Annotated in this window: 29 protein-coding genes and 1 other annotated feature; of the genes, 17 read left to right on the forward strand and 12 right to left on the reverse strand. The window is 31.1% G+C overall.

The features are described from left to right. Nucleotides 1-7: 7 nt before the first annotated feature. Genes aroE through KSU54_RS04465 form a run of 4 tightly spaced genes read left to right on the forward strand, consistent with a single transcriptional unit; the run spans nt 8 to nt 2614 of the window. Complete coding sequence (gene aroE / locus KSU54_RS04450) at nt 8-877, forward strand: shikimate dehydrogenase (RefSeq protein ID WP_003536062.1); 870 nt, start codon at nt 8-10, stop codon at nt 875-877. Then, on the forward strand, nt 877-1464 hold the full coding sequence (gene rdgB, locus KSU54_RS04455) for an RdgB/HAM1 family non-canonical purine NTP pyrophosphatase (protein ID WP_003536063.1): 588 nt from the start codon (nt 877-879) through the stop codon (nt 1462-1464). The genes aroE and rdgB overlap by 1 nt, the downstream gene beginning before the upstream one ends. Beyond that, a complete protein-coding gene (locus tag KSU54_RS04460) occupies nt 1465-1974 on the forward strand; it encodes a tRNA (cytidine(34)-2'-O)-methyltransferase (protein ID WP_003536064.1) in 510 nt (169 codons plus the stop codon). After that, nucleotides 1964-2614: a TIGR01906 family membrane protein gene (locus KSU54_RS04465; RefSeq protein ID WP_003536065.1), complete on the forward strand. Its 651-nt coding sequence runs from the start codon at nt 1964-1966 to the stop codon at nt 2612-2614. The genes KSU54_RS04460 and KSU54_RS04465 overlap by 11 nt, the downstream gene beginning before the upstream one ends. Here the strand turns inward: KSU54_RS04465 and KSU54_RS04470 are convergent. The 5 genes from KSU54_RS04470 to KSU54_RS04490 all read right to left on the reverse strand — a co-directional run bounded on the left by KSU54_RS04470 (nt 2604) and on the right by KSU54_RS04490 (nt 6613). Further along, the gene (locus KSU54_RS04470) at nt 2604-3308 is read right to left on the reverse strand and encodes a restriction endonuclease (RefSeq protein ID WP_003536066.1); all 705 of its coding nucleotides are present in this window, start codon (nt 3306-3308) and stop codon (nt 2604-2606) included. The two genes, KSU54_RS04465 and KSU54_RS04470, sit on opposite strands and share 11 nt — an antisense overlap. A gap of 296 nt (nt 3309-3604) precedes the next feature. Further along, nucleotides 3605-4189: a rubrerythrin gene (rbr, locus tag KSU54_RS04475; protein ID WP_003536067.1), complete on the reverse strand. Its 585-nt coding sequence runs from the start codon at nt 4187-4189 to the stop codon at nt 3605-3607. A 24-nt stretch (nt 4190-4213) separates the two neighbouring features. After that, nucleotides 4214-4603, reverse strand: coding sequence for a Fur family transcriptional regulator (locus KSU54_RS04480; protein ID WP_003536068.1), 390 nt, complete (start codon nt 4601-4603; stop codon nt 4214-4216). 117 nt (nt 4604-4720) lie between these two features. Further along, nucleotides 4721-5578: a Cof-type HAD-IIB family hydrolase gene (locus tag KSU54_RS04485; protein WP_008791275.1), complete on the reverse strand. Its 858-nt coding sequence runs from the start codon at nt 5576-5578 to the stop codon at nt 4721-4723. Between the two features lie 120 nt (nt 5579-5698). Further along, a complete protein-coding gene (locus KSU54_RS04490; RefSeq protein WP_008791276.1) occupies nt 5699-6613 on the reverse strand; it encodes a nucleoside recognition domain-containing protein in 915 nt (304 codons plus the stop codon). Nucleotides 6614-6667: 54 nt separating this feature from the next. On the opposite strand from KSU54_RS04490, the gene hflX reads away from it, so the two are divergent. Genes hflX through argF form a run of 3 tightly spaced genes read left to right on the forward strand, consistent with a single transcriptional unit; the run spans nt 6668 to nt 9148 of the window. After that, complete coding sequence (hflX, locus tag KSU54_RS04495) at nt 6668-7897, forward strand: GTPase HflX (protein WP_117792100.1); 1230 nt, start codon at nt 6668-6670, stop codon at nt 7895-7897. 13 nt (nt 7898-7910) lie between these two features. Then, nucleotides 7911-8102 (forward strand): hypothetical protein, encoded by a 192-nt coding sequence (locus tag KSU54_RS04500; protein ID WP_003536072.1) that lies wholly within the window; start codon nt 7911-7913, stop codon nt 8100-8102. A gap of 59 nt (nt 8103-8161) precedes the next feature. Further along, on the forward strand, nt 8162-9148 hold the full coding sequence (argF, locus tag KSU54_RS04505; RefSeq protein ID WP_003536073.1) for an ornithine carbamoyltransferase: 987 nt from the start codon (nt 8162-8164) through the stop codon (nt 9146-9148). Nucleotides 9149-9156: 8 nt separating this feature from the next. On the opposite strand, the gene KSU54_RS04510 is transcribed toward argF, so the two are convergent. After that, the gene (locus KSU54_RS04510) at nt 9157-9801 is read right to left on the reverse strand and encodes a hypothetical protein (protein WP_003536074.1); all 645 of its coding nucleotides are present in this window, start codon (nt 9799-9801) and stop codon (nt 9157-9159) included. A gap of 103 nt (nt 9802-9904) precedes the next feature. Here KSU54_RS04510 and KSU54_RS04515 point away from each other — a divergent pair, with 103 nt between their 5' ends. Beyond that, on the forward strand, nt 9905-10687 hold the full coding sequence (locus KSU54_RS04515; RefSeq protein ID WP_003536075.1) for a metallophosphoesterase: 783 nt from the start codon (nt 9905-9907) through the stop codon (nt 10685-10687). A gap of 3 nt (nt 10688-10690) precedes the next feature. After that, a complete protein-coding gene (locus KSU54_RS04520; protein ID WP_117561778.1) occupies nt 10691-11515 on the forward strand; it encodes a MurR/RpiR family transcriptional regulator in 825 nt (274 codons plus the stop codon). Nucleotides 11516-11539: 24 nt separating this feature from the next. Here the strand turns inward: KSU54_RS04520 and KSU54_RS04525 are convergent, their stop codons facing one another. Both KSU54_RS04525 and KSU54_RS04530 read right to left on the reverse strand, forming a co-directional pair. Beyond that, the gene (locus tag KSU54_RS04525; protein WP_217746582.1) at nt 11540-12253 is read right to left on the reverse strand and encodes a C39 family peptidase; all 714 of its coding nucleotides are present in this window, start codon (nt 12251-12253) and stop codon (nt 11540-11542) included. A gap of 126 nt (nt 12254-12379) precedes the next feature. Continuing rightward, a complete protein-coding gene (locus KSU54_RS04530) occupies nt 12380-12904 on the reverse strand; it encodes a VanZ family protein (RefSeq protein WP_022007501.1) in 525 nt (174 codons plus the stop codon). Between the two features lie 230 nt (nt 12905-13134). On the opposite strand from KSU54_RS04530, the gene KSU54_RS04535 reads away from it, so the two are divergent. Further along, a complete protein-coding gene (locus KSU54_RS04535) occupies nt 13135-14148 on the forward strand; it encodes a glycoside hydrolase family 25 protein (RefSeq protein ID WP_003536079.1) in 1014 nt (337 codons plus the stop codon). Nucleotides 14149-14232: 84 nt separating this feature from the next. Here the strand turns inward: KSU54_RS04535 and KSU54_RS04540 are convergent, their stop codons facing one another. Continuing rightward, complete coding sequence (locus tag KSU54_RS04540) at nt 14233-15318, reverse strand: sensor histidine kinase (protein ID WP_008791282.1); 1086 nt, start codon at nt 15316-15318, stop codon at nt 14233-14235. Continuing rightward, complete coding sequence (gene vanR, locus KSU54_RS04545; protein WP_003536081.1) at nt 15311-16003, reverse strand: VanR-ABDEGLN family response regulator transcription factor; 693 nt, start codon at nt 16001-16003, stop codon at nt 15311-15313. Before vanR ends, KSU54_RS04540 begins: the two co-directional genes overlap by 8 nt. A 235-nt stretch (nt 16004-16238) precedes the next feature. Between vanR and purM the strand changes: the two genes are divergently transcribed. The 3 genes from purM (at nt 16239) to KSU54_RS04560 (ending at nt 18285) form a co-directional block, all read left to right on the forward strand. Beyond that, nucleotides 16239-17486 carry a phosphoribosylformylglycinamidine cyclo-ligase gene (gene purM, locus KSU54_RS04550; protein WP_008791283.1) on the forward strand — a complete coding sequence of 416 codons (1248 nt, stop codon included), beginning with the start codon at nt 16239-16241 and terminating at the stop codon, nt 17484-17486. 92 nt (nt 17487-17578) lie between these two features. Next, on the forward strand, nt 17579-17716 hold the full coding sequence (locus tag KSU54_RS04555) for a MerR family DNA-binding transcriptional regulator (RefSeq protein ID WP_003536083.1): 138 nt from the start codon (nt 17579-17581) through the stop codon (nt 17714-17716). A gap of 173 nt (nt 17717-17889) precedes the next feature. Next, the gene (locus KSU54_RS04560) at nt 17890-18285 is read left to right on the forward strand and encodes a hypothetical protein (RefSeq protein ID WP_003536084.1); all 396 of its coding nucleotides are present in this window, start codon (nt 17890-17892) and stop codon (nt 18283-18285) included. An 84-nt stretch (nt 18286-18369) separates the two neighbouring features. On the opposite strand, the gene argH is transcribed toward KSU54_RS04560, so the two are convergent. Together argH and KSU54_RS04570 are read right to left on the reverse strand one after the other, a co-directional pair. Beyond that, nucleotides 18370-19749: an argininosuccinate lyase gene (argH, locus tag KSU54_RS04565; RefSeq protein WP_003536085.1), complete on the reverse strand. Its 1380-nt coding sequence runs from the start codon at nt 19747-19749 to the stop codon at nt 18370-18372. 42 nt (nt 19750-19791) lie between these two features. Continuing rightward, a complete protein-coding gene (locus KSU54_RS04570) occupies nt 19792-21003 on the reverse strand; it encodes an argininosuccinate synthase (protein ID WP_009299976.1) in 1212 nt (403 codons plus the stop codon). Nucleotides 21004-21162: 159 nt separating this feature from the next. On the opposite strand from KSU54_RS04570, the gene KSU54_RS04575 reads away from it, so the two are divergent. The 4 genes from KSU54_RS04575 (at nt 21163) to argC (ending at nt 26214) form a co-directional block, all read left to right on the forward strand. Further along, complete coding sequence (locus tag KSU54_RS04575; protein ID WP_003536087.1) at nt 21163-22299, forward strand: AI-2E family transporter; 1137 nt, start codon at nt 21163-21165, stop codon at nt 22297-22299. Between the two features lie 219 nt (nt 22300-22518). After that, the gene (locus tag KSU54_RS04580) at nt 22519-23232 is read left to right on the forward strand and encodes an ABC transporter ATP-binding protein (protein WP_003536088.1); all 714 of its coding nucleotides are present in this window, start codon (nt 22519-22521) and stop codon (nt 23230-23232) included. Then, nucleotides 23225-24835, forward strand: coding sequence for a hypothetical protein (locus tag KSU54_RS04585; protein WP_008791289.1), 1611 nt, complete (start codon nt 23225-23227; stop codon nt 24833-24835). The genes KSU54_RS04580 and KSU54_RS04585 overlap by 8 nt, the downstream gene beginning before the upstream one ends. 84 nt (nt 24836-24919) lie before the next feature. Continuing rightward, nucleotides 24920-25131: a binding site (T-box leader), on the forward strand. A 45-nt stretch (nt 25132-25176) separates the two neighbouring features. Beyond that, nucleotides 25177-26214 carry an N-acetyl-gamma-glutamyl-phosphate reductase gene (gene argC / locus KSU54_RS04590; protein ID WP_003536090.1) on the forward strand — a complete coding sequence of 346 codons (1038 nt, stop codon included), beginning with the start codon at nt 25177-25179 and terminating at the stop codon, nt 26212-26214. The last annotated feature ends 4 nt before the right edge of the window (nt 26215-26218 follow it).

The raw sequence follows: 26218 nt of genomic DNA on the forward strand, positions 1-26218 counted from the left end.
GGAGATCATGAAATCACAAATTAGTGCAACAACAAGTTTATATGCTTTTATCGCTAGTCCTGCACATCATTCTAAATCACCAGCGATGCATAATACAGCCTTTGAACAATTAGGCCTTGATAGTGTTTATTTAGCATTTGATATAAAGAGTGAGGAATTAAAAGATACGATTGCTGGGTTTAAGGCGATGAAAGTTAGAGGAGCTAATGTTTCAATGCCTCATAAACAAAATATTATTCCGTACCTTGATGAAATATCAACAGCTTCAAGATTATGTAATGCAGTGAACACAATTACTTTTAAAGATGGAAAATATTATGGTACGATTACCGATGGAATTGGCTTTACTAGAAGTCTTGAAGAGCAAGGATGGTTGATTAAAGACAAAAAGATAACTATGGTCGGAGCCGGCGGTGCGTCAACTGCAATTATGGTACAGCTTGCTTTAGATGGGGTAAAAGAAATAATCGTTTATAACCGAACTATGCGTACAGAGTTTCAGGAGATAATCAATAATACAATTATTGAAACAGGTTGTACGATTACCTTAAAATCTTTAAGTGATTTAGAAAGTTTGAAAAAAGATATGCACAGCAGTTATCTTTTTATCAATACTACTGGTGTCGGTATGGAACCGATGTTAGAACGATCAGTAGTACCAGATGCTTCTTATTTTAAACCAGATTTAAAAGTAGCTGATATTATTTATCAGCCTGCAGTTACAAAAATGCTGCGATTAGCAAAAGAAGCGGGTTGTGCAACGATGAATGGTGAATTGATGCTGCTTTATCAAGGAGTTGAATCATTTAAAATATGGACAGGTCAAGAAATGCCAATTAATGAAGTAAAAAAAGTACTAGGAATCGAGGTAAAATAATGAAAGAAATAATTGTTGCTTCAACTAATCAAGGAAAAATCAAAGAAATTAAAGCAATGCTTAAAGATATTGATATTGAAGTATTATCGATGAAAGATGTTTTAGAGCAAGAATTGGAAATTGAAGAAACAGGAACAACATTTAAAGAGAATGCACTGATTAAAGCTCAAACAATTGCAAATATTGTTAACAAGCCGGTCTTAGCGGACGATAGTGGTCTAGAAGTTGATGCTTTAGACAAACAACCAGGAATTTATTCAGCACGTTTTTTAGGTGCAGATACTAGTTATAATATTAAAAATCAATACATAATTGATGCGCTTAAAGATAAAGAGCGTACTGCTCGCTTTGTTTGTGCGCTGGCTTTAGTTATACCTGGTCAAGAACCAATTTTAATTGAAGAAACGATGGAAGGCTTGATCAATGATAAAATTGAAGGAGCTAATGGGTTTGGATACGATCCAATTTTCTATTTTCCGCCATGTCAGATGACTTCGGCAATGATGTCAATGGAGGAAAAAAATAAATACTCACATCGAGCTAAAGCTTTAAAAAAATTATATACGATTTTAAAGGAGATATTATAAATGAATCATATCGTATTAGTTCATCCAGCCATTCCCCAAAATACAGGGAATATTATGAGAACGTGTGTCGCTACTAACACTAGTTTACACATTATTAAACCAATGAGTTTTGAATTAGATGATAAAAAAATGAAACGTGCGGGATTAGATTATGTTAAAGATCTAAATTTGTATGTTTATGAAAACTATGAAGAGTTTGAACAAAAAAATCCTGGAGAATATCATTTTTTTACGCGTTATTCACATCTTTGTTACACTGATCAAGACTTTAGCGATGATAAAAAAGAACATTATTTATTTTTTGGTCATGAACATGATGGAATACCTAAAGAAATTTTAACCAAGCATTTAGATCGTTGTTTAAGAATCCCGATGAGTGATAAAGTTAGAAGTTTGAATCTATCAAATTGTGCTGCTATTTGTATTTACGAGGTTTTAAGACAACAAAGTTATCCAAATCTTTCAAAAGTTGAAGTTCAAAAAGGGGAAGATTTCTTATATGAGTTATAATAAAAAAGACATTTTTTTAGCAACGATGTTAATGTTATTTATTATTTCATTAGCAATAGTATTCACTGTCTTTTTTAAACAGCTGTATTATTTAGATATTAATTATTTAGGAATTGATTTAACGAGTGGAATGTCAGTTGAAACAATAAAAAAGAATTACGATGTTTTAATTGCATATCAGTCGATCTTTTATCGGGGAACGTTGAATCTGCCAGATTTTGTAATGTCAACAAACGGTAGGATTCATTTTGAAGAAGTAAAAACAATTTTTGAGGCAATCCAGGTAATTATGGTAGTTAGTGGGTTGATCTCATTACCGTTAGTAATTAGACGATTTAAAGAAAAAGAATATCGTTTTTTAAAGCTTACTGGGCTGATTACTATTATTGTACCAGCAATGTTGGGTTTTGTTGTAGCATTAGATTTTGAAAGTGCTTTTATAACTTTTCATCAAATTGTATTTAGAAACAATTATTGGGTATTTGATTATCGTAGTGATCCGGTAATCAATATTTTACCAGAAACCTTTTTTATGCATTGTTTTATTATGATTGTTATAATTGTAATTACTCTAGCAGGGTTATGTTTATTTTATTATTATCATAAGCAAAAGCAAATAATAAACGATACTATTGAATAGTATCGTGATAATCATGAATCGTATATTCAGGCTCTTTTAAAATAATAGGAGTCTTTTTTTTATCTTTCAAAATTTTAACAATGATACTGATAAACAAAAACATATTTATCAATAAAGGAATCAGTAAATAGTCTTGATGCTGTAAATAGTAATAAGATAAAATGGCGGTAGTAATGAAGGTAAACAGAGGATAATAAAGTGGTAATGATTTAGTTAAAATCTTAGATTTTTTTAAATAGTGATAAAGAGTATCTTGATCCCATAACTCAACATTTGTATTTTTAGCGAGATTAATTGCAGCACTGCTAAAAGTATTGTTAGTGAAGACTACTGGAATATCGCACTGATAGTATTCACAACCGCTTTTTGCTTCCTGAACTGCTTTGATTCCTACTGTTTTGCTGTAACGTTTACATTGTATAGCATATGTATATTTGTTTTTATATGCAAAGACATCAATTCCATAATCGCTACTGCTTTGGCTGACATTCACTTGTTTAAAGCCGTTTTTTTCTAATAATGTTTTGGTGAAATACTCAAAATCATGACCATCCATTGTATTGATATATTCTAAATCTAAATTATTAAAGTAAATATTTTTAATTATTTTATATATTAGTTTAAAAAGTATAGTAATTATTTTTAAGGGTAAAACAAAAATTGTATTAATGAGCCATAAGATAATTAGTTTCATTGTCGCACCTCGCTAGTCATTATATCATAAAATTAAATATTACAAAATTGTAAGAATATTGTCATGAAGTTCGATGGTTTGTACTATTAAAATAGATTATTATATAAGTGTAGGAGGTGGCAAGAATGAAAAATATAAAAGAATTAATTGCTATCATCAAATTTAGTTTTCAATTATATTTTAATCACTAAAATAGTTGATTTATATAGATAGCAGTTAGACTGTACAAAAGAAACTATTCAAAGCAGTTTTTTAATATTAATAATAAAAAGCCCTCTAGTAAGGGCTTTAAATAATTATCCTAAAAAGAAAGTATTTACTTCAAAGTGAGCTTGAGGATGATCACAAGCTGGACATCTTTCTGGTGCTTCTAAACCTTCGAAAATAAATCCACAGTTATTACATTTCCATACAACTGGTGTTTCTCTTTTAAATGTATTACCAGCTTCTAAAGCTGCTAATAATTTTAAATATCTTTCTTCATGATGTTTTTCAGCAATTGCAATGCTGTCTAAAACTGTAGCAATATCTTCAAATCCTTCTTCACGAGCTGTTTTAGCAAAACTTGGATACATATCTGTATATTCTTCGTTTTCTCCTGCAGCAGCTGCTTTTAAGTTTTCAGCAGTAGTACCTAATAATACTGGGAAGTTTCCATCAGTATATAATGTTTCTCCGGCTAAATCTTTATTCATTAATTTCATTAATCTTTTGGCATGTTCTTTTTCTTGATTTGCTGTTTCTAAGAAAATATTTTGAATTTGTACAAATCCTTCTTTTTTAGCGATTGAAGCATAGTAAGTATAGCGATTACGTGCTTGGCTTTCTCCCGCAAATGCATGCATTAAGTTGTTAGCTGTTTTAGTTCCTTTAAGTGTCATAGTTAGTTTCCTCCGTTATTTTCTTTAATTTTTCTTTTTTAAACATTCTTCACATATACCGCTAAAAACAATATCCGTTTTTTCGATATGATGTTTAGTATGTTCTTGTACTACATTACTAATGTTTTCATCATGGTAAGTGATGTCAAACACTTGATTACATTCATTACAGATAAAATGATAATGATCACTAATGTCCCCGTCGAAATGGACGATTGTTTGACCAACATCTAATTTTCTGATCATTTTAGCATCAGCTAAAAAGTTAAGATTACGATAAACAGTTCCTAAACTTAAGCCGGGGTTATCTTTTTTTAAATCACTATAAATAGCTTCAGCAGTAGGATGATCGCATCTTGCTTTTAAATTTTCGTAAATCAATTCACGCTGTTTAGAGTATCTTGTCTTTGGCATACGCTACCTCCTTTTCTATAATAGTAATGGTTACTATTATAGTATATCTTTTGTTAGTATATGTCAATAGCTTATTGATAATTATTATTAATAAAAGAAAAAGTACGCTTCAGCGTACTAATCTTTTAATTCTGGAATGTATTTATATAATGCTTCAGCAATACCATCTTCATCATTAGATAAAGTTATATATTGACTAATATCTTTTAAGTCTTGAACGGCATTAGCCATAGCAACACCTGTTCCTGCATATTTAACCATTGATGCATCATTATGACCATCACCAAAAGCAATCATTTCATCTTGGCTATAACCCATTGGTTTTAAAACAGTATCTAAAGCTTTAGCTTTATCAATTCCTTGAGCCGTAAATTCAAAGTAGAAAGGACCGGTAAACATACAGCTTAGACTATCTTTAAATGGTTCCATCATTTCTTGATAGTGTTCTTGAAGATATTCAGGATCACTAGTAGTTAAGATTTTATTGATCTCAAAATCAGCAAAAGCTGCTAAATCGTCAATCTCACATAACTTATAGTTTCCACCACGTGATTCATATTCAATAACATTGAATGGTGCACCATTGAAATTAATATAGTTATCATAAACATTGTTGACAAACATATATTCACCTTTGTCAATCATTGGACGTACACGATCGAACTTCTTCATATGCTCTAAGACAGCTTTGCCTTCTTCAATGCTCAATGGTTGATTAAATAATTCTTCTTTTGTTTGGCAGTCAACAACTTTACTACCATTATAACATACGAATAAACCATGATATTTATCCATTTGTAATTCATGCCCTAATCCAATAAGGCCAGATGTTGGACGCCCAGAAGCTAAAATTAATTTAATACCTAACTCTTGTGCTTTCATTAAAGCTGCTTTAGTTTTTGGGGTAACAATTTTTTGACTGTTGGTTAATGTTCCATCAACATCCATAATAATTATTTTAAATTTGCTTTCCATAATCATTCTCCTCTTTACATCTTTCTATTATACTGAAAATATTTGTCGAGGACGATTCTTTTTAATAAATGAAAAAATTATTTCATTAAAAATAATAAGATGGTTAAAAAAATGATAAGCTCATAACAGATAAGTTAAAATTAATAGACATAAGGTAAATGAACAAAGACCATGAAATAAGCGAGCTTTGAAATAAGCCTTAAAACTATAGTCAATTCCATCTAAAAGATTATCCGTTTGCATCATTACACTAAGACCACTAAAAGATAGATTAAAACAAATTAAGCTATATACTAGCGGGGTATGACTAAATTGTAATAGTTGAAGACTTCCAGAACTAAACTCAAGAACTCCCTGAATAATAGCATTAATGAAGCTGTCCTTAATAATATGACCAATAGCATATCCTACAAATTGAAAAACCAGCATATAACCAAGGATGAAAATAAAAGCATAACATGAACTTAAAATGCTTTGTTTCAAAGCTTCCACAAAACTGACATGGGGCTTTTTTAGTCTAATGATTGATTCCTTCAAACTTTGAAACTCATAATGCTGGTGATAAAATAAAGCTTTAATAATACTAGGTGCTAGATGACAAAAATATATGATCAATGGATATTCAAGATGCAATGATACAAAAATAAAGGAAATTGAAGCAAATGAAGCAATAGATAAAAGATGTTGTAATTCTTGAGAATTAATATAATTTAATTCATATGCTTCTTTGATCATTTTAACATTAGTTGGATAACCACAAAAAAATGAGATGAAGTATATAGAAGACATGATTGGTGATAATTTAAATAATGGTTTAAAGATCCATTGGATTAAATAGCTAAAGAGATTTAATAACCCTAAAGATAAACAGAGTGAAATAAGGATCATAAATGGTAATAATGAAGGTAATAGATTATTAATAATTATTTTAATCACATTATTAGAGAGTGAAACAATTTGAAACATGTTAAAGAATGAAAATAGTGTAATAAAGGCAACTAATAGTAAAGTAAAATAGTAATTGAATTTTTTCATATGCTTTCCTTCTAGTAATATAAGATTAGATAAGGTAAAATGGAGTGGGGTGAAATGATGAAGGCATTAATAGTCGGTGTTAGATATAAAGAAATGAATTATGATTTAGATAATTCATTAATTGAATTAGAGGAATTATGTAAAGCATGTAATATTGAAGTGATAAAAAGATGTGTGCAAAATCTTGATAAGATTAATCCTTCATTATATATTGGTACTGGAAAGGTTCAAGAAATTAAAGGACAGTTAGATAATCTTGACCTAGTGATTTTTAACGAAGAATTATCACCACTACAAGTAAAAAATTTAACAGATATTTTAGATATTGAAGTAACTGACCGAACTGCTCTAATTTTACGAATTTTTGAAGTTCGAGCGAAAACCAAAGAAGCAAAACTGCAAGTTGAAATAGCTAAAGGTCAATATTTATTGCCACGTCTAGCGGGCATGAAAGAACATTTATACAGCCAGCAGGGTGGTTCGGGATTCAGAGGAAGCGGTGAAAAACAAATTGAATTAGATCGTCGTTTGGTTTCAAATCAAATCTTTAATGCTAAAAAGCAATTAGCTAATATTGTTAAACAGCGTCAAAATCAACGAAAAAGACGAAAAGACAATGAGATGAAGGTTATTGCTTTAGTCGGTTATACTAATAGCGGCAAAAGTACTTTAATGAATGCTTTTTGTCTAAATAAAAATAAGCAGGTATTGCAAAAAGATATGCTATTTGCAACATTAGAAACAGCGACACGGCATATTACGATCAATCAGCACCCCTGTTTATTGACAGATACAGTTGGTTTTATTGAGCGTTTACCGCATCATTTGATTCAAGCTTTCCGTTCAACTTTAGAAGAAGTAGTTGAAGCCGATTTGTTGATTCATGTTGTTGATGCTTCCAACCCTAATTATGAGCAGTATATTAATACTACTAATGCAGTTTTAAACGAATTAGGGATAAAGGATACGCCGATGATTTATGCATATAACAAAGTTGATTTAAATAAATATGGCTTTATTGTACCGTTAGAGCCATATGCATTTATTTCTGCTAAGGAACGTATTGGACTAGAAGTATTAGAAAAGTCAATCAGCGATATCCTTTTTAAAGATTATGCAATCTATGATTTAAATATTCCTTATCAAGATGGTGAAGTATTTAAGTATTTACATCAGCATTGTTTAGTGTTAGAATTTCAGTATTTAGAAAATAGTATTTATATGAAAATCGAAGCTCATCCAAGATTTATGGTACAGTATGATCAATATTTATTAAAACATTAAAGGAGGTTTTGAAATGGATAATGAAAAGAAATTGTTTCGCTTAGATCTATCAATTGCTGTAGAAGCAACTTCAGCTCAAGAAGCCTTTGATATTTTAGTGACAGACGAAACATTAAAACAAATTAGAGAGTTGGTAATCAAGTCGAAAGATAATATTAAAGAAATGTTTGAAAAAGAAGATAGTGAACCTGCAATAATCAATTAGTTGATTATTGCTTTTATTTTTGTTAGAATTAAGAATAAAATTATAAAGGGGGATTTATAATGGATTTGTATGGTAGAAATTTTTTAACACTTAAAGATTTTTCAAAAGAAGAGATTAGATATTTTCTTGATTTAGCTCATCAGCTAAAAAAAGATAAAAAGGAAGGAAAAACGAGTAATAGCTTAGCGGGTAAGAATATTGTTTTGTTATTTGAAAAAACTTCAACGAGAACAAGATGTGCTTTTGAAGTGGCAGCATTAGATGAAGGGGCTCATGTTACTTTTTTAAGTAATTCACAAATGGGGAAAAAAGAATCAATTGAAGATACTGCCAAAGTACTTGGAAGAATGTATGATGGAATTGAATTTAGAGGATTTGAACAAAGTACAGTTGAAGCGTTAGCAAAATATTCAGGAATACCAGTATGGAATGGATTGACAGATGTAGATCATCCAACTCAGACTTTAGCAGACTTTTTAACGATTGAAGAGCATTTAGATAAGCCGCTTAACGAAGTGAAGTTTGTTTTTACGGGTGATATTCGTAACAATGTTTGTTATGGTTTGATGTATGGAGCAGCTAAAATGGGGATGCATTTTGTTGCATTAGGGCCTAGTGAACTACAAATGGATCCGGAAGTAGTAGCCTATTGTAAAGCTGAGGCCGAAAAATCTGGTGGAAGTTTTATGGTGACAGATAATGTTGATGAAGCGGTAAGAGATGCTGATGTTATCTATACTGATATTTGGGTTTCAATGGGTGAAGCAGAAGAATTATATCCACAACGGGTGAAATTATTATCACCATATAAAGTAACTCAGGCAATGATGGCTAAAACAGGTAATGATAAAACTTTATTTATGCACTGTCTACCTTCATTCCACGATTTTGAAACTACTCTTGCAAAAGAAAAATACGAACAAGGTATTGATATTCGTGAAGTTGAAGATGAAGTCTTTAGAAGTGCTAATTCGGTTGTTTTTGATGAAGCAGAAAATAGAATGCATACTATCAAAGCAGTTATGGTAGCGACTTTAGGTAAATAAAAACGGAGCTAAATAGTTCCGTTTTCTTTGGTTTTAGATATATTTTCATTTGTAATCATATCTAATAACCCACGATAATTGTATGTTGCATAAACACTTGGTGTAACACAGTGTACTGGCACGGTATTTTTAACAATATTCATTGCCTGTGGTTCTAAGTATGAAATTTGTGGTGCTAGGTAAATTGCATCACAGTCCAAATAACTACTATTTAACTGATAGAAGCCAAGAGGAATAATTTCATAATTAAGGTGTTTTAAGGAGATTAGTTCAGCTAGCTTATTTGCAAAGAATGATGATGATAAACCGCCTGAGCAACATAAAATTATTTTAAGTGGGGGACATTTTGTATGTTTGGTCAATGAATCGTAGAAGTCGTAAAATAATTTTTGTCCTTGAGCTAAACTAACGAGTTTGTAATGAAGATAGAATAATAAATTTTCTTCATCATCAAAGATTTGTTCTTCAATGATACCATTAGCCCAAATAACAATTGAACCACTAATATTATAATAATTAAAAGTGATAGTTTTCCCGTAAGGTTCATTGCTTTTTAATGTACATAGTATATTATGATCATACTTATTTTTATTTCCAAATAACCATTGTACAAACAATTCAAGATTAACGTCCAAATAGAATTCGTCGACCATAATTATCCCCTCCTTACAAATATAAGTATAATCAAAAATAAAGGTAAAGACAAATTTTTTCTAAAATAGTAAAGCGCTTACAAATAAATCAAGTGATATTTTAATGCTAAAGTATGATATGATAAGATTAGGTGATAAAATGACGGGTAAAACTTATGTCATCAGTGATCTACATGGTCACTTTGACTTATTGATAAAATTACTAGAAACGATATCATTTAGTGAAAATGATATTTTATATATAATTGGTGATATTTGTGATCGTGGACCTGACAGTCTAAAAATATTATTTTATATTCAAGATCATAATAATATTATTTTAATAAAAGGAAATCATGAATACATGTGGCAAGAAGCTTTATATTATGGAGTTTATTATGATGATTTTGATTATCCTTCACGGGCGTTAAAATTATGGTTAGCCAATGGTGGTGATACAACGATGAGAAATATTCGTGAATATCTTCAAAAAGATAAATTTAGATATGAAGATTATCGTGTTATCCGGACAGCTTTTTTTAAAAGTCTGTATGAATATTTGATTAATCTTCCTAATTATTTAGAAATTGAGGTAAATCAACAAAAATATGTGTTAGTTCATGCTGGAATCGATGTTCGTTATCCACTAAAAGAACAAAAATTAAATTCTCTTTTATGGATTCGAGATGATTTTTATCATGCACGAGGTGATTTGACAAAGATTTATATTTTTGGTCATACTCCAACAGCGATGTTAAACAAGGATCGGAGTTTTGATATTTGGGTTGATGATGTCCATCAAAATAAAATTGGAATTGATGGTGGTTTGGCTTGTGGTGTGATTGGACAGTTAAATTGTTTATGCCTAGATGATGGCAAAATTATTATTGTTAATAAGGAGGAGTAGGGAATGCGCGGAGCTTTTTATAATTTAGTTAATTTTATTAATACAACGAGCATAAATGATGTTTATGCTAATGCAGCAAGAAAAATTCTTCAAAATATCTATGTGATTCCGGGAAGTACAATAACTGATGTAGCAGAGCTTTGTTTTGTTTCAACAGCAACGATTTCCCGATTATGCAGAAAACTAAATTATGAATCATTTGCTGATTTTAAAATGGATATTACCATGAATTTAAATTATTTTAATCGCGATACACTCAGATTACAGTTTGATCATCAGTTGCCCCAAAGGCAGTATTTACATAAAGGTAAAGAAGCGTTTAAAGCTCATTTTGATAATATTTTAGATAATTTAAAAGAAACATACGAGAGTGTATCTTATGAAGACCTGGAATTTATTGTCGATAAAATTCATGATGCAAATAAGGTTTGTTTTGCTGGAAACTTTTTTACTCAATCAGTATCGATGCAATTACAGATTGAACTATCATATTTGGGTAAAGAATGTAGTGGGATGTATCCTTTAGAACAGCAAATTTTGACGGTAGAAGGATTAGATGAAAATGATGTAATTATTGTTTCAAGTATTGCAGGAGGATTTATGACTGATCATCCAGATGTTATGCGAGTAATTTCTAAGAGTCCGGCCTATAAGATTGTTATTTCTCAATTGGATGAATTTGTTTATAGTGATAGTATCGATATGATCTTAAAGGTTGGAACAGATCATCATTCACTGATTGGTAAATTTTCAATAACCTATATTTTTGAGGTTTTAGAAGCCCTGTATCATTTAAAATACGGAGTTAAAGAAAAACGGGAATTATAAAAAAAGGACTACCATTTGGTAGTCCTAAATCGTATTATAAGCCCACATAGCTTTGATTTGAGGAGCTAATTGGCTATATGACCATTGCTTATGACTATTTTCTTTACTGTTAGGATCATTAACTAAAAACTTGTCATTAATAGTTTTAGTAATGACAATAAAGTGACCAGTCGTTGTAAAATCGCCAGGACGTAAACTGGCGATGATTGGATGACCAGCATCTAATTGCTTAAACATTTCATTTTTGCTCAATGGCACAGCAGAAGCGATTAAGCCAAATTCATTACAGCCGCTTTCCATCAATGCCCATCTTGTCATACTGCCTTCAAGAAAATCGTTCTTAATAGCATATTTAGCAACATAGCGTGGGTTATAAGTTGTTTTGCCAGTTAAGCCAACAGCAACCATCGATAGACAGGTAGGGCCACAACCGGCAGTTCCAATAATTTCATCACCATATGTAGTATATGCCCAGCGCTTATCCCATTGGATATATAAAGGGATGCCATTAGGACTATCTAAGATAATAGGATCGGTGTTTTCATTGGGTTGATAATTTTCTTTCAGTTCAATTGCTTGAGGATTTTTATCAACAAATTCATTAATGTATTGGGGGCAGTCTACCTTATCAAGTGCACCTGAATTATCATTGTATAGTAGGGGAGGGATTATTTGGAGACATAAGTAACCAAATATAAATATAATGATAAAAGCGATAAAAGCAGGAATTTTTTTAATTTTTTAAGTTTCATAAATGCATTGAATAGTATTTAATTACAATTGAAAATATAGTAATTACCCCCAAAACCAATACAATAAAGAATTTTTCTTTTTTATTTAATTTTTTTTCCATAATATTGCTCCTTAAATGATGAATGTAGTGAGAAGAAGGGGAGCGTAGTTATAAACAGAAATTAATCCGATACTCCCGAAACTAAGTAAGAATAAACTAGTCGAAACATTATTTTGACGATGCTGATTAATAAAATGATAGATTATTATTCCAATTAAACAGCCAAGAGTATTTAGGAAAATGTCATCGATATCAAAAACTCCCCATCCGGTGCCTAATTGAATTAGTTCAAAAGATAGACTAGTAAAAAAACCAATAAAGGCAATGTTGTAATTATTTAGAAAACTAAAATAGTGTCTCAAGATAATACTTAAAGGGATAAATAGGGAAACATTGCCAATAATATTTACAAGTAGAACTTTTGTTAGCCCTGACTGGTGATATTGATTAATGAAATCGAATAACACTAGATTACTATTATAGCCCATATCAATAAAACCATTCTTTAAAATGATTATTCGTATCAGCATCCAAAAATAATATATTGAACAAAGAGCTATTGTGATGTTGATCAAATAGTTATTTTTCTTTTCCATTTTTATCACCCAATCAAAAAACCTATTCTACAATGATTATTATATCAAGTGACAATAGAATATATATTTAGATACTCTAAAGAAAATCTTACAAATTTCTTACAGCGAAGTATATAGAAAATGGTCTAAAAAGAAGCTGGCTATATAATATAAAAATAAAATTATAAATAGAGTTGAATTTAAAGTCATTTTATAAAAAAAATCATATAGTATTTTGAGGGGGTGAATAAATGGTTAGAGAAGGTATTGATGTTTCACAATATCAAGGTCAAATTGATTGGGAGTTAGTTAAAAATCATATTGATTTTGCAATCTTACGGTGTGGTTATGGTCAAGATATTCCTGGTCAAGACGATCCTACTTTTAAAAGAAATGCTGATGAGTGTACACGGTTAGGAATTCCTTTTGGGGTATATTTGTATTCTTATGCAACAACTGAAAGTGAAGCATTGTCTGAAGCACGACATGTTATGCGATTGGTTGAAGGATATAAGATGGAATACCCAGTATATTTAGATTTAGAAGATCCAAGAATTGGACAATTATCGAATGAACAGATTGAAAGAAATAGTCGTGTATGGGCTGAAGAACTAGTAAACAATAGATATTTTCCAGGATTTTATGCATCATATTATTGGTGGACGGAAAAATTAACTGGACCTTTATTTGATCGCTATACAAAGTGGGTAGCACGGTATGCTGAAGAATTAGGGGCCGAAGGTTTTGATATGTGGCAATATACTGATAAAGGATTTGTTGAGGGGATTAATGCACCGGTTGATCGAAATTATGCTTATAGAGATTTTCCTGCAGAAATAATAGCAGGTGGATTTAATAACTTTGAAGGTGACGAAACAATTCCTCCGATTACTAATTATCAGGTAGGAGATCATGTTACATTCGATCATGTGTTTGTTTCTTCTGACAGCACGACACCATTGATTCCATATATAAACCACGGAACGATTCGAAGAGTCGTAAAGGGAGCGAGAAATCCATATTTGATTGGAAATGGACTCGGCTGGGTGAATAATGATAGTATAACGGGAATGATGCAGTATTTATCTAATCCGACCTACCGAGGAGATTCTTTTGTAGATGCATTGGTCCAAATCGGGGTAGATGCTTCATTCGCATCTCGAAGAGAGTTAGCAAGAAAAAATGGGATATATGATTATACTGGAAGTGCAAAACAAAATTTAGAACTTCTTCGTTTGTTAAAGGAAGGTAGATTAAGACAATAAAGGATTTTCCTTTATTGTTTTTTATTAGAAAGATTATATAAATTAAAAGCTTTAATTCCTGACTTTTAGGAAATTAAAGCCTATTTATATTGGTAGTTTAATGGTAAATGTAATTAAATCATCAGTTAAATCAGCTTCAATTGTACCACCATGGAGCTCAATAATCTTTTTAGTAATTGCAAGGCCAAGTCCTGAACCGCCTGTTTTGCTATTACGAGCTTCATCTAAGCGGACAAAAGGTTGAAAAATACGTTCTAAATTATGTTCACTAATATGTTTGACAAAGTTTGCTACCTGAATAAAAATGCAATCAACTTCTTTTTTGGCAGTGATTATTAAATCTGAATTTTCTTTACTATAATTAATAGCATTACGAATAAGATTATCAAAGACTCGTTCAAATTGATTAATATCTAATTCAAGAGACAGATTGTCTTCAATCTTGGTAACACAGTTGATATTTTTTTCATGATATAAAGGCATAAATTCATAAGAGATTTGAACCAACATCATTGAAAGATTAACAGCTTTTCGTTCTAAAGAAATATCACTAAGATTATATTTAGCAATAGAAAAAAATTCTTCGATTAATTCTTCAAGACGAATAGCTTTATCATAGGCAATTTTGGTATAATTGCTTTTTTCCTCGATTGTGAGATTAGGCTGATTCATTAGTAGGTCTAAATATCCTACGATCGAGGTTAGTGGTGTCTTTAAATCATGGGCCAGGTATAGTAATAAATCATTCCTTTGTTGTTCTGCTTGTTTAATCGCTTTTTTATTTTGTAAAGATTCACGTTTAATTTGATTCATTTGATCTTCAATTTCTTTTAACTCATATGGTAAACTGATCAGATAATTATTATCGGCAACTAAAGTTTTTCCCGCTTCAAGCATTTTTTCAATATACTGTAAAGATTCACGGTAGCGAAGCCAAAAAATAATAATAGTATCAAAAGCAATCAAAGTAATTGAAATAGTCACTAAATTATCCTTGATGATTTGTGCTACCTGGTAGACAAGATCATATTCTTGCCAAATATACTGGTGATATACTTCATAAGAATAAAGTAATAAAATAACAAAAGTTACGACCGTGACACTAATTGTGATTCCAATTTTTTTAAGTAGATTAGCAGTAAGACTTTGCTTAAAATGAGTATTATTCAATAGTATAACCAACGCCCCAAACAGTTTTTACAAATTTGGGTTTTCTTGCATTCTCATTCATTTTTTCCCGCAGTCTAGCAACATGAGCCATTACGGTATTATTGTTATCTAAATATTTTTCTTGCCATACTGCTTCAAAAAGTTCTTCTGATGTAACGACACTGCCACGTTTTGAACATAAATACCAAAGAATTGAAAATTCAATTGGAGTCAAATTTAATGGCTGGTCATATAATGTACACTTATGATTATCATTATTGATCATTAAACCATTAAAATCGTATATTTGTTGATTAACCGCTGGTTCGTTAGTGTTATAACGGGTATAACGACGTAATTGAGTTTTAACACGAGCTGCCAATTCTAGAGGATTAAAGGGTTTAGTTAAATAATCATCGGCGCCTAAGGTCAAACCGTTAATTTTATCCATGTCATTATTTTTAGCAGTAAGCATAATAACTGGGAAAAAATAATCTTCACGAATTTTTTTTAATAGACTAAACCCGTCTAAATCGGGCATCATTACATCAAGAATTGCTAGATCATAATGATTTTTTTTCAAGCTGTCTAAAGCTTCTTGACCATGATAAAATTTAAAAACTTGATAACTTTCATTTTGTAAATATAATTCCACTAAGTCAGCGATAGATTGTTCATCATCAACGACTAAGATATTATAAACCATATTATCACCTCAAAAATCATCTTAGCTTATTTTGTCTTAAAAAACAATTTAAACACCAATATTTAAGAAAATCGTAAGAATTAGGTTTTTAGTTTAATAATTTTTATTGATTAGTAAGATATAGTGATAAGATTTTGTTTCAACTAAGAGTTGAATTATAAGGGATAACTCAAATGCAAGATTATTTTTTTATTTAATATTAATGTTTATAATTAAAGAGAAAGGTGGTATAAATATGATCAATGTAAATAAAGTAGGTGAATTCATTACTTTAAAACGTAAAGAAAAAGGTTTAACTCAACAACAATTGGCTAATAAACTATCTGTTTCTTTCCAGGCTGTTTCAAAATGGGAAAATGGCGGTTTGCCTAATGTTGAGATATTATCAGATTTGGCCGCATTACTAGAGATTACTGTTGATGAATTATTAGCAGGTGTAGAAAAAGAACTAGAGGGATTATCATATAGTAAGGCAGGGGTAGATATTGCATATAGTGATGCCATAAAAAGAGAAATGAAACAATATTTAAAAACTAGTGATCCACGGGTCTTAAATGGGTTAGGACCGTTTGCTTCTTTATATGATATTTCATTTTCAGATATTAAACATCCCGTTTTAGTTCTTAAATCGGAGGAACCAGGTTCAAAACAAAAACTAGCGATGGAATATGGATATAGTGAATCGATTTGTCATGATATGATTAATCATTTGGTTAATGATATTGTTGTTATGGGAGCAAAGCCCTTAGCGGTATTAGATACGATTGTTTGTGGTAATGCTGAAAAAGAAACGATTGCCTCATTGGTGAAAGGAATTTCGCAAGCATGTCAAAATAATGAATGCTCATTAGTGGGTGGAGAAACATCAATTCAACCTCAAGTTGTTGAACATGGTGTTTATGTCTTAACATCAAGTATTGCTGGAATAGTTGCAAAGGACAAGGTAATTGATGGTTCCAAAATTAGTGCTGGGGATGTTATACTTGCAATTGCTTCAAATGGTCTTCATACAAATGGCTATTCTTTAGTTAGAATGTTAATGGATAAATATCCTCAAATTAAATTAGAACGAATCATGAATGAAACATTTATTGAACAAATTATGAAACCACACACACCATATTATCAAGCATTAAAAGGATTGTTTACGAAGGTATCGATTCACGGTATGGCACATATCACTGGTGGTGGAATTGAAGGAAATTTATGTCGAGTTATTCCCGATGGTTTAACAGCTAAAATTGATTTAGCAAAGATTAATATTTTGCCAATTTTTAAATATATAAAACATCGTGGTAATATTGATGATAAGGAGATGCTAAATACATTTAACTGTGGGGTTGGTTTCAATGTTGTTGTAAGTCAACAGGATAAAAGGCAAGTCATGGAACATCTTTCAGAGTACTATCCTTGTTATGAAATTGGTGTAATTGAAAATGGCCAAGATAAAGTGGAATTTGAAAATAAATTAAACTGGTTATAAAGAATAGCATTAATGCTGTTCTTTTATTTTAATTATTCTTGACTGTATACTAAGAATATAGTGTTTAATATAATTGAAAAAGGAGTGATAGTATGACAACACATGAAATTGAAGAGATGTTGGGAATAGCAAAACAGACACTTATTTATTATGAAAAAGAGGGTTTTATTACACCTCAGAGGAATAGTAATAATTATCATAATTATTTAAAAAAGAACTTGATATTTTAGAATTGATTTTATTGCTCCGGTCGATGGAAATATCGATTGATGAAATAAAATTAATCTTAAATAATCAATTTTCAATTAGAGATGCTTTAAAAACAAAAAAGAGTTTATTGAAAATACAAAAATTCAATTAGAAGATATTGAAAAAAATAAACAATTAAAATAAACGTAGATAGGTGAAAATTTCTTTTAATAACGAATCACTTAAACAATGGATCGACCGTGATACCTTATTTTTTAATAATGAAGAAATTAAATATAATAATCTAGTTATTCCTATTAATGAAATTATTGATTTCAATATTTCAATGTGTAGTGTTTTATATGAAATTACATTACTAAGAGTGTTTTTAAATTATTATATTGATATAGATGTCCGTACTGATTATGATGTTTATTCTTTTCAAATATTAAACAATAGTCAAGTTGTAAAGATGTTCGATTATTTGCAGAAAAAGCAGATAAGGCTAAATGATCGATATGGATTGATTGAATTATATCGAACTAAAGATCCAGTAGCATTAAATAAATATTTAGACATTAATTTTAAAAAGTGGGCAAAAAAAAGATAGTCTTGATAATCCCCGAGATAATAATTTTTTGAGACATCACTTAAAAAGAGGGGGATAAAAAAATAGTACTAGCAGCTGCTAGTACTATTTAAATTGTGCTAAATATTTTTCATTTAAGGCAATAACCTGTTTCATTGCCGTTATACCAGGTGCACCGATAGTATTACGCTTATTAACGCAAGTTTCAACGTTGATAGCATCATAAATATCATCATCAAAAACCTCTGAAATGGCTTTAAATTCAGCAATTGTTAGGTCATCAAGATCTTTATTTTGATCAATTGCATATAGGACTAGCTGCCCAATAATTCCATGAGCATCTCTAAATGGGACCCCTTTATTGACTAAATAGTCTGCTGCATCAGTAGCATTAGTAAATCCACCAGTAGCAGATTTACGCATTTTATCTTTATTAAATGTTGTTGATTTTAACATTCCGTCTAATAATTGTAAGCAGCCTTTAGTCGTTGTGAGTGCATCAAAGACAAGTTCTTTATCTTCCTGCATGTCTTTATTGTAAGCAAGAGGAATACCTTTCATCGTAGTTAATAAACTAGTTAAAGCTCCATATACTCGACCTGTTTTTCCTCTAATTAATTCAGCGATATCAGGGTTCTTTTTTTGTGGCATAATTGAAGAGCCAGTTGAATAAGTGTCATCTAAATCGACGAATTGGTATTCATTAGTATTCCAAATAATAATTTCTTCACTGATTCTTGACATATGCATCATCATTGTAGCCATAGCACTTAATAGTTCAATCAAATAATCACGATCACTTACCCCATCAATACTATTTAAGCAAGGTCCATCAAAACCTAATAGTTCAGCAGTATATTCGCGATCTAATGGGTAGGTAGTACCTGCTAGAGCCCCAGAACCTAATGGGCAGATATTCATTCGTTTATAAATATCTTCTAATCGGCTGCTATCACGTTTAAACATTTCAAAATAAGCTCCGAGATGGTGTGCTAATGTAATTGGTTGAGCTTTTTGTAAATGTGTGAAACCAGGCATGATTGTTTCAATATGAGTTTTCATTATATCATTAATCGTTATTAATAGATTATGAATTAAAGTATTTAATATAACAACTTGATCGCGTGTATATAAACGCATATCGAGTGCAACTTGGTCATTACGGCTTCTTCCAGTATGTAACTTTTTACCAGTGTTACCAATTCGTTCAATTAAAGTAGATTCAACGAAACTGTGAATATCTTCTTGACTATTATCAATCGTTAATTTACCAGTATTAAGGTCTTCTAATATTTGATTTAGAGCAGTTTCAATTTCAGTTCCTTCAGCACTTGTTAAAATCCCTTGTTTTGCTAGCATTTTGACATGAGCAATACTTCCTTGGATATCTTGGGTATAAAAAGTTTGATCAAAGCTAATTGATGCATTGAAATCATAAACTAGCTGATCGGTTGGTTTAGTGAATCGTCCACCCCATAAATTCATTTCATTTCCTCCTGTTATAATAAAAGGGCATTAGCCCTTTTATTAGTCTTTATTATTTAATTTCATTGCTCTTACTTTTGTTGAAAGTCCATATAAAGTAATGAATCCTTCAGCATCATGATGATCATATAGATCACCAGTAGCAAAACTTGCAATATCTTCATCATATAATGAATAAGGTGAAGTTGTTCCTTCTTTAATAATATTCCCCTTATATAATCTGAATTTAGTAGTACCACTAACAACTTCTTGAGTTTTATCAACAAAAGCACTTAAAGCTTCACGTAAAGGTGAGAACCATTTAGCAGCATAAACTAATTCTGCAAATTCAACAGAAACTAGCCGTTTATATTTTAATGTTTCACGATCTAAAACTAATTCTTCTAATTGGCGATGAGCTTCCATTAAAATAGTTCCTCCTGGTGTTTCATAAACTCCACGAGATTTCATTCCAACAACACGGTTTTCTACAATATCAATGATTCCAATTCCGTGTTTTCCGCCAATTTCATTCAATTCTTCTAAGATTGCAGTCAATGATTTTGCTTTACCATTTAATTTAACAGGGAATCCTTTTTCCCATTCGATAACTACATGCTCTGGTTCTTCAGGTGCCTTTTCAGGCGATGTAGATAACACTAATAAGTGGTCATAATTTGGTGCATTTTCAGGATTTTCCAGTTCTAATCCTTCGTGAGAAATATGCCAAATATTACGATCACGTGAATAACTTGAATCAGCAGAGAATGGTAGATTGATACCATGAGCTTGACAGTATTCAATTTCAGATTCACGAGAGTCCATATTCCATTTTGGATCACGCCATGCAGCAATGATCTTTAAATCAGGTGCAAGAGCTTTGATACCGAGTTCAAAACGAATTTGATCGTTACCTTTACCGGTAGCACCGTGACAAATAGCTGTTGCTCCTTCTTGACGTGCAACATCAACTAATATTTTAGCAATTAATGGTCTAGCTGTTGCTGTTCCTAATAAATACTTATATTCAAATACAGCATCAGCTTGAACTGTTGGCATGATATAATCTTTGACATATTCATCAACTACATTTTTAATATATAATTTAGTTGCCCCACATGCTTTAGCTCGTTCTTCTAATCCGTTTAATTCTTCAGCTTGACCAACATCAATACAACAACAGATTACTTCATAATCATAATTTTCTTTTAACCAAGGAATAATAGCAGTAGTGTCTAGTCCCCCAGAGTAAGCAAGAATAACTTTTTCTTTCATCATTTAATTCCCCCTTAAAATAACTTTAAATTATCATTATAATAAACTATAGAATTCATAATTGCAATATTTTCTCGTAATTATGCAATATTTTGTTGATTGTTCATATTTAAGCAATAGTGGTAAAATAAGATTAACTAAAGTAATCGGGAGGATAAAATGGACGGAGTGAAAATCGACTATAAAAAAATATTAGAAATAGTATTGATTGGTATCGGATGTTATTGGGCTTTAAATAATTTTCAAATAATACTAGATATTTTTAATAGTATTCTTGCAGTAATAATGCCTTTTTTATTAGGAATTATGATTGCTTTTATCTTAAATGTATTAATGATTAGAATCGAAAAGATTTTATCTAGATTTATTTTAGATAAAAAGTATACTAGTTTTAAACGTGTGATCAGTATTATTGTTTCATTGTTGATTGTTATTGGGGTAATTGGAATAATTATTACTTTAATTATTCCAGAATTAACAAATGCGATAAAAGTAATCGTTAAATCTTTTCCAGAAACATTTGAACAGTTACAAGTGTGGATCAATCAAAATGGCAATAGTTTTCCGCAGTTAGAAACATGGATCAATAGTGTTGATTTAAACAGTATTGCAAGTGAATTAAGTGGTTTATTTAAAATTGGACTTACTGGAATGCTCGGTTCAACTGTTGATGTCATTTCAATGTTCTTTACAAGTATTCTTAATTTAGTTGTGGGAATTGTATTTGCCCTCTACATATTAATGAGTAAAGAAACTTTAAAACGCCAAAGTCATAAATTGATCGATGCCTATATTCCAAAACGTATTTCAGTAAAATTGTTAGAAGTGGGGACACTCGCTCGAACAACTTTTTCAAATTTTGTGATTGGTCAAACAGTTGAAGCTTTCATTTTGGGAACTTTGTGTGCCGTTGGAATGGCTGTGTTAAATCTGCCTTATGCTCCAATGGTAGGCTCTTTAGTAGGGATCACGGCTTTTGTTCCAATTGTAGGGGCATTTATCGGTGGTGGCATAGGGGCATTTATGATTTTGACAGTTGATCCAATGCAAGCATTGATTTTTATCATTTTCTTAGTTGTGTTACAACAACTGGAAGGAGATTTAATTTATCCACGAGTAGTAGGCTCTTCAGTAGGTTTACCGTCGATCTGGGTACTTTTTGCAGTAACGGTTGGTGGAGGATTATGGGGAATTACAGGAATGTTATTTAGTGTTCCGGTTCTTTCAGTAGTCTATGCTCTTATTAAGGGGCATGTTAATAAAAGCGGTACTAAACCTAAAATAACTAATAATTAAATCTAAGTAATTTTTATTAATGAAATGAATATCCTGTTAAAGCAGGATATTTTTTTAATAACTATTTAGAAAATATTCTAAATAGTTTAATATTATGTTACAATCTATTTAGATAATATTCTAAATAGTTACAATATCACTTGCAATTAGGATATAAGTAGGATATTATGATAATATAAATAATAAAAATAATTTTATTTATGAAATGAGGAGATTAAAATGTTAAAAATTGAAAATTTGACAAAAACTTATGGTCAAAAAAAAGCCGTCGATAATTTATCATTAGAGATTGAAAATGGTCATATTTATGGTTTTATTGGACATAATGGAGCTGGTAAAACGACTACATTAAAGTCGATTGCTGGAATTATGGAATTTGATCAAGGGAATATTTATATTGATAATAAATCAATTAAAGAGGAGCCGTTAGCATGTAAGAAGGTAATGGCCTATATTCCTGATAATCCTGATCTATATGAATATTTAACAGGAATCAAATATTTGAATTTTATTGCTGATGTATATGGGGTCAGTCAGGCAGAACGAACTGACAGAATCAAAAAATATGGGGATATGTTTGAACTAACAGATTCTTTGGGGGAACCGATCAGTGCATATTCTCATGGGATGAAGCAAAAATTAGCAGTAATATCAGCCTTGATCCATGAGCCTAAATTAATAATTATGGATGAGCCGTTTGTAGGCTTAGATCCTAAGGCTTCTCATTTATTAAAGGGTTTGATGCGGGATTTGTGCGATCGTGGTGGAGCAATCTTTTTTTCAACTCATGTTCTTGAAGTAGCTGAGAAACTTTGTGATAAAATTGCTATTATTAAAGCGGGTAAACTTGTCGTATCCGGGAACACCCAAGATGTCATTGGGGATGATTCATTAGAAGAAGTGTTCCTAGAGTTGGAGGATGACAATGCTTAAGTCATTGATTAAGATTCGGTTTCAAGGAATTTTTATGAGATCGATGAAAGGAAGTAAAAATAAAAATGCCGGAATAGGTAAATTAGCATTGATGGTATTAGTGTTTGCTTATATTGCCATTGTTTTTGGTTCAATGTTTGGCTACATGTTTAATATGGTTTTAGAACCATTTACGGCAATTGGTTATGAATGGTTATATTTTGGAATCATGGCAGTATTAATTGTTTTACTTTGCTTTATTGGGAGTGTTTTTACAACCCAACAAGAAATTTATGGTGCTAAAGATAATGAGATATTATTATCAATGCCGATTAAAACAAGTGATATTTTATTAAGTCGTATTTTTGTGGTATTAATCATCAACTATTTATATGAGGCATTGATTGCAATCCCTGGTGGAATTGTTTATTTTACTCAGGTGCCGTTTGATCTTTTAAAATTACTCTTTTTCCTTATTGTCATTATAACGTTGCCGTTATTAGCCTTAGCTTTATCTTGTGCATTTGGCTGGTTAATGGCAATGTTAATGAAACGAATACGGAATAAAACAATTATTACTATGGTATTATCGTTAGGATTTTTAGGACTCTATTTTTATTTGATTAATAAACTTCCGGAATATTTGGTTGCATTAGTAGCTAATGGTAAATCGATTGGTGAAGCGATTCAAAATACGTTATTTCCAATCTATCATTTAGCTTTAGCAATCAGTGATGTCAATGTCGTGAGTTTGTTACTATATTTAGTTTGTAGTGTAGGGCCATTTGTAATTGTAATGTATCTTCTTTCGAAGAATTTTATTAGTATTGCAACTAGTAAAGCACCATCAAAGAAAGTTAAATTGAAGGATTCAGATATTAAATTTAGTAGCCAAAAGGGAGCGTTATTTAAACGAGAGTTAAAACATTTTACATCTAATCCGATGGTCATGATGAATGCTGCTTTGGGAATTGCATTTACCGTTGTTTTAGCTGGTGCTGTCTTGATTAAAGGTCCTGAGCTTTTAGATATGTTGGGAGTAATTCCACCAGAATATCAAGCTTTGGTGAATGAATTTATAGTTCCATTGTTATGTTTGGCAGTGATTGGGACTAATTCAATGAATATTATTAGTGCTGCTTTGATCTCGTTGGAAGGGAATCGTCTATGGATCATTAAATCACTACCAATTAAAACTAAAGATATTCTTGAAAGTAAATTGATGCTACACTTAGCTTTATGTGTACCACCAGGATTGTTATTTTCAATTGTCGGAAGTGTAGTTTTTTCATTGAGTTTAGTAGATAGTTTATTAGTTATTATCGTCCCTATAGTTTTTACGGTTTTTGAAGCTTTATTAGGTTTATTGATTAATTTATGGAAGCCGAAATTTGATTGGATCAATGAGACTGTTGTCGTAAAACAAAGTGCTGCTGTAATGATTACAATGTTTGGAACGATGGCGCTTGTAGTTTTTATAGGTGGTATTTATATTGGTTATTTAAATGAGTTTATTGGTGCTGTAACTTATGTTTATATAATGCTAGCGCTTTTCTTGATTATCGATATTGCTTTCTACTATTTGTTAAATACTTGGGGAATTAAAAGATTTGAAGAATTATAGGCATGTGTTTACGACACATGCTTTTAAATTGTTGGAAATTCAAATAAATATTTGACAAATTTTTTTTTAGTAATATAATAATAACCAAACTCGGTGACTAAAAGAGTAGTCTTAATAATGGTTTTAGCGAGCTGGCGTTGGTGGAAGGCTGGTAATCTAGTTAGGATGAAGCGCATTTATGAGAGGAAAGTGGGAAATAGTAGTATCGCTTTCGGGTAATCACCCTTAACGATGAAAGAGATCATAGGGTCAACTTATGATAAATAGAGTGGTAACGCGGTTAAATCGTCTCTTGTTTAAGAGGCGATTTTTTATTTTAACAAAGAAATGGAGGACTAGAAATGATTAGAGTAGGAATTGTGGGATCAACTGGATATGGGGGATGTGAGTTAGTCCGATTTTTATTAACTCACAAAGAAGTGGAAATTAAGTGGGTTTCATCAAGAACCTACACTGATGAGGAGTATAGTTCGGTTTATTCCAGCTATTTTAAATTATTGGATCAGCAGTGTGTTGATGAGGATATTACAAAATATCTTGATGATGTTGATGTGGTTTTCTTTGCGACTCCACAAGGGGTTTGTGCCAAAATGCTTAATGAGGAAGTTTTAAGCAAAGTAAAAGTGATTGATTTAAGTGCAGACTATCGAATTAAAGATGTTAAGACATATGAACAATGGTATGGAATTGATCATGCTTCACCACAATTTATCGATGAAGCTGTATATGGGCTGTGTGAGATAAATCGTGATAAAGTGAAACAGGCACGATTAATAGCTAATCCAGGATGTTATCCAACTTGTTCAATTTTATCAGTCTATCCGTTAGCTAAGGCGGATTTAATTGATATGGATACTTTGATCATTGATGCTAAAAGTGGTGTTAGTGGGGCTGGCCGTGGGGCTAAAGTCGCAAACTTATATTGCGAGGTAAATGAAAGTATCAAGTCTTATGGGGTTGCAAGTCATCGTCATACTCCGGAAATTGAAGAACAGTTAGGTTATGCGGCAAATCAAGAAGTATTATTAAACTTCACGCCTCATTTAATTCCAATGAATCGAGGAATCTTAATTACAGCTTATGCAAAACTTAAAAAGGGAGTTAATGAAGTGGATGTCGCAAAGGCTTATCAATGTTATGATGATGAGTATTTTGTAAGGGTATTGAAATCTGGGGTCTTACCAGAAGTACGTAGTGTTAAGGCTAGTAATTTTGTTGATATTAATTATAAAGTTGATCCACGGACAAATCGAGTTATTATGATGGGAGCTATGGATAACTTAGTTAAAGGAGCAGCTGGCCAAGCAATTCAAAATATGAATATTATGTTTGGATTAGATGAAAAAGAGGGGCTAATGCTTGCTCCAGCAATCTTATAAGGGG

Source organism: Erysipelatoclostridium sp. MSK.23.31, from assembly GCF_019125875.1.
Lineage (GTDB): Bacteria > Bacillota_I > Bacilli_A > Erysipelotrichales > Coprobacillaceae > Thomasclavelia > Thomasclavelia ramosa.